7 protein-coding genes and 5 tRNA genes are annotated in these 6,252 nt (G+C 37.5%); 3 read left to right on the top strand and 9 right to left on the bottom strand.

The window, feature by feature from the left end; genetic code table 11:
- Nucleotides 1-102 precede the first annotated feature (102 nt).
- The 3 genes from AC4HAJ_RS08060 to rlmD form a co-directional block, all read right to left on the bottom strand.
- The gene (locus tag AC4HAJ_RS08060) at nucleotides 103-1,038 is read right to left on the bottom strand and encodes a manganese-dependent inorganic pyrophosphatase (protein ID WP_491079647.1); all 936 of its coding nucleotides are present in this window, start codon (nucleotides 1,036-1,038) and stop codon (nucleotides 103-105) included.
- 105 nt (nucleotides 1,039-1,143) lie between these two features.
- Nucleotides 1,144-1,740 carry a hypothetical protein gene (locus AC4HAJ_RS08065; RefSeq protein ID WP_491079648.1) on the bottom strand — a complete coding sequence of 199 codons (597 nt, stop codon included), beginning with the start codon at nucleotides 1,738-1,740 and terminating at the stop codon, nucleotides 1,144-1,146.
- A gap of 108 nt (nucleotides 1,741-1,848) precedes the next feature.
- On the bottom strand, nucleotides 1,849-3,210 hold the full coding sequence (rlmD, locus tag AC4HAJ_RS08070) for a 23S rRNA (uracil(1939)-C(5))-methyltransferase RlmD (protein WP_491079649.1): 1,362 nt from the start codon (nucleotides 3,208-3,210) through the stop codon (nucleotides 1,849-1,851).
- 68 nt (nucleotides 3,211-3,278) lie between these two features.
- On the opposite strand from rlmD, the gene recX reads away from it, so the two are divergent.
- The gene (gene recX, locus AC4HAJ_RS08075) at nucleotides 3,279-4,055 is read left to right on the top strand and encodes a recombination regulator RecX (RefSeq protein ID WP_491079650.1); all 777 of its coding nucleotides are present in this window, start codon (nucleotides 3,279-3,281) and stop codon (nucleotides 4,053-4,055) included.
- Between the two features lie 66 nt (nucleotides 4,056-4,121).
- Nucleotides 4,122-4,655: a nucleoside tri-diphosphate phosphatase gene (ntdP, locus tag AC4HAJ_RS08080; protein WP_491079651.1), complete on the top strand. Its 534-nt coding sequence runs from the start codon at nucleotides 4,122-4,124 to the stop codon at nucleotides 4,653-4,655.
- Nucleotides 4,656-4,863: 208 nt separating this feature from the next.
- Here ntdP and AC4HAJ_RS08085 read toward each other — a convergent pair whose 3' ends face one another.
- The gene (locus tag AC4HAJ_RS08085) at nucleotides 4,864-5,232 is read right to left on the bottom strand and encodes a carboxymuconolactone decarboxylase family protein (RefSeq protein WP_491079652.1); all 369 of its coding nucleotides are present in this window, start codon (nucleotides 5,230-5,232) and stop codon (nucleotides 4,864-4,866) included.
- Between the two features lie 90 nt (nucleotides 5,233-5,322).
- Between AC4HAJ_RS08085 and AC4HAJ_RS08090 the strand changes: the two genes are divergently transcribed.
- On the top strand, nucleotides 5,323-5,673 hold the full coding sequence (locus tag AC4HAJ_RS08090) for a MerR family transcriptional regulator (RefSeq protein WP_491079653.1): 351 nt from the start codon (nucleotides 5,323-5,325) through the stop codon (nucleotides 5,671-5,673).
- An 84-nt stretch (nucleotides 5,674-5,757) separates the two neighbouring features.
- On the opposite strand, the gene AC4HAJ_RS08095 is transcribed toward AC4HAJ_RS08090, so the two are convergent.
- The 5 genes from AC4HAJ_RS08095 to AC4HAJ_RS08115 form a co-directional block, all read right to left on the bottom strand.
- Nucleotides 5,758-5,830 (bottom strand) — tRNA-Thr (locus AC4HAJ_RS08095).
- Nucleotides 5,831-5,839: 9 nt separating this feature from the next.
- A tRNA-Leu gene (locus AC4HAJ_RS08100) sits at nucleotides 5,840-5,921 on the bottom strand.
- A 5-nt stretch (nucleotides 5,922-5,926) separates the two neighbouring features.
- A tRNA-Lys gene (locus tag AC4HAJ_RS08105) sits at nucleotides 5,927-5,999 on the bottom strand.
- Between the two features lie 2 nt (nucleotides 6,000-6,001).
- Nucleotides 6,002-6,074 (bottom strand) — tRNA-Asp (locus AC4HAJ_RS08110).
- A gap of 55 nt (nucleotides 6,075-6,129) precedes the next feature.
- Nucleotides 6,130-6,202, bottom strand: a tRNA-Val gene (locus AC4HAJ_RS08115).
- Nucleotides 6,203-6,252 lie beyond the last annotated feature (50 nt).

Genomic DNA, 6,252 nt, shown 5'->3' on the forward strand with positions numbered 1-6,252 from the left:
AAAGTGATCCCGACTATCCTATTAGCAATCATGACTCGTATTTCTAGCAATATTATCTCCATAAAAATATCCCCAGAGGTAATCTACCTTTGGGGATTCTTATTAGTTATTAAAACTTTCTGTCAACTGCGGCACCACCTGTTTCTTACGAGAAACTGCTCCAGCGAGGAAGGCATGATTATTTTCTAATTTGAAATTAAAGGCGGTTTCAACCTTATCCATATGGCTACCCAGGGCTAAGATTTCTGAGTTTGAATTGAGAATATCTGTAATCATCAAAACAAAATCAGAGTAACCATTAGCTTCTTGGGAACTCTTGATAGCAGCTTCAATATCAGGTTGGCGTTCTAGAACTTCGGCAATATCTACTGTATTGACTTGTGCCACGCGCACATTGTTGCCATTTAACTCAAAGGTTTTGGCATCAATATCAATCAATTCTTCTGCTGACTTACTTGAAAGGTTGGTCCCTGCTTTGAGCATGGCTAAGCCATACTCTTCTAAGTTGACGCCAGCAATTTCAGCTAATTCCTTAGCCACTTGGGGATCTGACTCGTGAGTCGTTGGAGATTTGAGCAAGAGTGTATCTGAGATCAAGCCAGATAGAAGAAGGCCTGCCACTTCTTTTGGCACTTCAACATTGTTTTCTTTAAAGGCACGATAAACAATCGAAGAAGCTGATCCAACTGGCTCAACACGCATGTAAAGGGGATTAGCTGTTTCAAAGTTAGCTACACGATGGTGATCGATAACAGCGGCAATTTCCACTTCACGGATATCTGAAATCGACTGCTGGAATTCATTGTGGTCTGTTAAGATAACTTGGTTAACGCCTTCTGCTTTAGCGGATTCAACCACACGTGGTGCTTCTACACCAAAATAATCAAGAACAAATGCTGTTTCCTCATTTGGTTCACCAAGGGCAACAGCCTCAGCATCACGCCCAAAGGCTGTCCGTTCCAAATAAGCCCACCCATAGGACGATGCAATAGCATCCGTATCAGGATTTTGGTGACCAAAAACTAAAAATTGTGACATAGTTTACCTCTATTAATGTTTATTTCTTTACCATTTTAGCAAAATTTCCCCCATAAAGAAAGGTTAAGGCAGGCTGTAAAAAACGATTGGATCACTCCAATCGCCTTAATAATCATCATTCATATGATCCCTGTCATCTGCTGATAACTCGAGGGTATCTAAATCAACAATGTAATTATCTTCGTCATCTCTATCATAACCGGCATCATAATTCCTATTTGGATAAGAATGATCTTCAGATGGCTTATTATCATGACCATCTAATCGCTTTGAAATCCAAGCAAACAGAGATCGCACTACTACTAGAAAGGCCTGATAGGCTAACAAAATTACTGATTCAATAAAAATGATGACTTCTACTATAACAACGCCAATCAGAGCCCAAGACATGAAAAAAGCGATAAACAACTGAGAAATGATCTTTTTCAAATTTCCCACTTGATCATTGTGAATGGATAAAACCTCAGTAAATAAATCAAAAATTCCTTGCAAGAGTGCTGAACGGACACCTCTTGAGGACGCTCCATCTTCTACCAGCTTGGCTCTAGTAGCTATGACATCATTATAGTCATCGAAAAATAAATCGACTCGATCACCTAGCCTAGGCTCAAAGTTGAAAGAGGAGCGATTAATTCTTTTGACCTGGCCATCTGAATTTGCTAATACGACGACCTCATCATCTATACTTAATACGCGATACATACTTTACTCTACTTTCTCGCCTCATCATATCACAAAATCACAATGGTGTCAAAATCTGTCCCCTCAAAACCCTTGTCAAATAAGGATTTGTTAGGATTTCCGCCTAGCTCAATTCCCTTGTTTCAGGGTTAATTTTACAACAGCTTCCGTTCTGGCTGTGTGAGGAAACATATCAACCGATTGAATATAATGCAGGTCATAAATTTTTGATAGAACGGTTAGATCACGGGCCAAGGTTGATACATTACACGAAATATAGACCATTTTAGCCGGCTTGAATACTGTAATAGTTTTTAGTAACTTTTCATCTAAGCCAGTGCGAGGAGGATCAACGATTAAAGCAGAAGCCTTAAATCCTTCTTCATACCACTTAGGAATCAGATCCTCAGCCTTGCCAGTTTCATAGTAGGTATTGTTAAATCCCATAGCTAAGGCATTATTTTTTGCATCTTCAATGGCTTCAGGAATGATATCCATGCCACGGACAGATTTCACCTTACCTGCAAAGGCTAAACCAATAGAACCCACTCCACAATAAGCATCTATCAGGTCATCTTCTGAGGAAACATCCAAAGCCTTAACAGCTTCGCTATACAGCACTTGGGTTTGTTCGGGATTAAGCTGATAAAAGGCACGAGGTGATAGCGAAAAATGATAATCAAGAACTCCTTCTTCGATACTATCACGTCCCCATATTATCTCTGTTTTATCACCGTAGATATCACTAGACCTTGAGTTATTATAATTAACGGCCACCGTTACAAGCTGTGGATAGGTTATGCGAAGTTCCTTCACTAGACCACTTAAACGAATATCACAGCTCGTAACAAAAATGACCTGCAGCTGAGAACTTCTTTCTGCCTTACGTACCATGACCGTTCTGACTCCAGGGATTTTACGCTCATTATAAATTGGGATTTTGTACTTATCAAGCAACTTAGTAATCGTATTGATGACATTTTGAGTAAGCTCATCCTGAACTAGACAGTTTTCTAAAGAGACAAGTCTATGGGAATTCGTCGCATACAGCCCCGCTTTCACGCTTCGACCAAATGCACGTGTCTGAAACTGTAACTTAGCACGGTAATGGGTTGGATTATCCATGCCTTTTGTGGAGCGAATTTCAAATGCTTCAAATCCTTCTGGTTTGAATTTTTTCAAGGACTGTCTAATCACATCATCCTTGTATTCTAACTGTTTATCATAGCGTAGATGCATGATCTGACAGCCACCACACTGGTCATAGATTGGGCATTCTGGTACAACTCTAAAGGGTGAAGGTTTGTTGATAGAGATAATTTTTGCTTGGGCAAAATTTCTACGGATAGTTGTTATTTCACAATAAACCTCTTCTCCCTTTAATGCCCCATCAACAAACACTAGTGTTTTCTTATAAAATCCAATACCTTCGCCGTTAATCCCCATACGCTTGATTTTCAGGGGTACTCTTTGCTTTACTTTCAAATTCACACTATTCACCCTCATTAACTCTAAAAGCTCAGTACCTTATATTTTATCATTTTTGGTATAATAAACCTATGAAAATAACCAAATTGGAAAAGAAAAAGCGTCTCTTTCAGATGGAAACAGATACCCAGATTGTCTTGTATATTACAGAAGATACTCTGGTACACTTTATGCTATCTAAGGGAAAAGAAATCAGTGAAAAAGAGTTAGAAGAAATTCAGACTTACGCACAATTCTCATATGGAAAAGATCTAGCTTTATACTATATTTCTTTTAAACAACGAACAAAAAAAGAAGTTCAAGACTATTTAGATAAACATGAAATTGATTCAGAAGCTATTAAAAAAATAATTACTAGTTTGCAAGCTGATAAATGGCTTGATGATCATGCCTATGCCGAACATTATATTAAGCAAAATAGCTATAACGGTGATAAGGGGCCTAGAATCCTTGTCCAAAAATTAAAGGAAAAAGGGATCCCTCAAACTATTACACAAGACCTCTTAGAGGAGGAAGATTTTGACGTTTTACTCAATAAATTAACTAAAAAACTTATCAAAAAATATCAAAACAAACTTCCTCACCATGCCTTAATTGAAAAAATCAGTCAAACACTTTATCATAAAGGCTTTAATTCTTCTCAGATTAAACAGATGATAACAAGCCTTGATATTAATCAGGATCATGAAACTGAGGTAGAATTACTCTATAAGCAAATTGAAAAATTACTGCCAAGGTACCAAAAAAAATATGATGGCTATAAACTAAAACAAATGGTAACTCAAGCTTTAGCACGAAAAGGTTTTGACTTTGATACGATAAACTCAGCCCTCAGGGAATATCTATAAATATGATTTTTCCCTCAAATTATGTTACACTAATAAGGAATAAATTTTATTAGAAGGTTAGTTGCCATGAAATTACCAAAAGAGGGCGACTTTATCACTATTCAGAGTTATAAGCATGATGGTAGCTTACACCGAACTTGGCGAGATACAATGGTTTTAAAAACAACCGAAAATGCAATCATTGGCATTAATGATCACACTCTGGTAACAGAAAGCGATGGTAGGCGCTGGGTTACCAGGGAGCCTGCTATAGTTTATTTTCACAAGAAGTTTTGGTTTAATATCATAGCAATGATACGAGACAATGGAGTCTCTTACTATTGTAATCTTGCCAGTCCCTACGTTATGGATGAAGAGGCTCTTAAATATATCGACTATGATCTAGATGTTAAAGTTTTTGAAAATCATGAAAAAAAACTTTTAGATGTCGATGAATATGAAGAGCATAAAAAAGAGATGCACTACTCTGAAGATATAGATTTTATATTAAAAGAGAATGTTAAAATTTTAGTAGATTGGATCAATAACGAAAAAGGACCTTTCTCAGAGTCTTATATCAAAATCTGGTACAAGAGATACTTAGAACTCAAAAGTCGATAAAGTCTCTAATTAGTCGCTTCACCCATTATTTAAAATAAGACTAATAAATTCTTTGTTATTATTAGTCTATAATATTAGCCAGGGCCTATAAGGCTCTGGCTTTTACTTTATTTACTCATTACCTTCCCCCATAATAAAGCTATAAATATTAACCGTTAAACCATATTGATACCCAGTTATCGTTATCTACCACTAGTCTTATAATAATTTAAAATGTTTCAAACACTTCCAGAATGATTTTGGCAGCATTTAACACTCTAGGAATACCACAATAATTGATATCTTGAAGAAGGATTTCAGTAATTTCTTTCTTGGTAGCACCAGCTCTTAGAGCCGCAGATGTGTGCATACGTAATTGCCCTTCACAATCCCCCATAGCCAATAATGTTGAAATGGCGATCAACTCCCTCTCTCTAAGCGACAAACCTTCTCTAGTATAAACATCACCAAATAATTCAATTACCATCTTAGATAAATCTGGTGATATCTTATCCAAACTCTCTTTAAATTCTAATCCAAGAGAGCCATCAATCTCTCTTAGTTTCCTAAGCCCAATAGTAAAGCGATCTTGTACCATGTTTTTTCTCTTTTCTGCTAATTTCACAATACCATATAATTGTGATATAGTAATTGTAAAACTTAAAGTGAGGTTTAAGTCAATAATTAAATGAAAATCGGAGAATTTGCTAAAAAAACAGGGCTTACAGAATCAACTATACGTTATTATGAAAAACAAGGATTTCTGAAAGCAAATCGAATCAATGGTATTAGAGAATTTGAGGAACAGGACTTAGAATTCGCTAACTTCATCAAGCGCCTAAAGGCAATGGGAATGCCTTTAAAATACATTAAACAATATGCGGATCTGAGATATCAGGGACCACAAACTATAGATAAGCGGTTCAAACTCTTGCAAGAGCACCGACAGTACTTAGTCGATAAAACATCAGAGTTGCAAGATTACATACAAAATTTAGACAATAAGTTATCAATTTATCAGGAATATCTAAAAGATTAAGGAAAGACTGCATTATATACAAATAAAAAAGAGAATCGACGATCGATTCTCTTTTTAGTAATAATATTAAAGCACGTTCGCAAATGCCGGCTACATGACTTGAACACGCGACCCTCTGATTACAAATCAGATGCTCTACCAACTGAGCTAAGCCGGCCTATTATGATGCGGGTTAAGGGACTTGAACCCCCACGCCGTTAAGCGCCAGATCCTAAATCTGGTGCGTCTGCCAATTCCGCCAAACCCGCTAGAATGACCCGTACTGGGCTCGAACCAGTGACCCTTTGATTAAAAGTCAAATGCTCTACCAACTGAGCTAACGAGTCTACGGTCCCGACGGGAATCGAACCCGCGATCTTCGCCGTGACAGGGCGACGTGATAACCGCTACACCACGGGACCTTATTAAGTAAGTCTACTCAAACTAAAATCCTTAACGTTTCATTACTTAATCTAATGGGAGTTAACGGGATCGAACCGCTGACCCTCTGCTTGTAAGGCAGATGCTCTCCCAGCTGAGCTAAACTCCCTCTAGGGTGGAAGGTTAACTCTAGCTGGGAAACAGTAGAAAGCTTTGCTT

Source organism: Streptococcus sp. ALY_211 (assembly GCF_058314555.1).

Bases quoted from the DNA above. Each gene is read 5' to 3' on its own strand.
- AC4HAJ_RS08060 (WP_491079647.1), bottom strand. From the start codon at position 1,038: ATGTCACAATTTTTAGTTTTTGGTCACCAAAATCCTGATACGGATGCT.
- AC4HAJ_RS08065 (WP_491079648.1), bottom strand. From the start codon at position 1,740: ATGTATCGCGTATTAAGTATAGATGATGAGGTCGTCGTATTAGCAAAT.
- recX (WP_491079650.1), top strand. From the start codon at position 3,279: ATGAAAATAACCAAATTGGAAAAGAAAAAGCGTCTCTTTCAGATGGAA.
- ntdP (WP_491079651.1), top strand. From the start codon at position 4,122: ATGAAATTACCAAAAGAGGGCGACTTTATCACTATTCAGAGTTATAAG.
- AC4HAJ_RS08085 (WP_491079652.1), bottom strand. From the start codon at position 5,232: ATGGTACAAGATCGCTTTACTATTGGGCTTAGGAAACTAAGAGAGATT.
- AC4HAJ_RS08090 (WP_491079653.1), top strand. From the start codon at position 5,323: ATGAAAATCGGAGAATTTGCTAAAAAAACAGGGCTTACAGAATCAACT.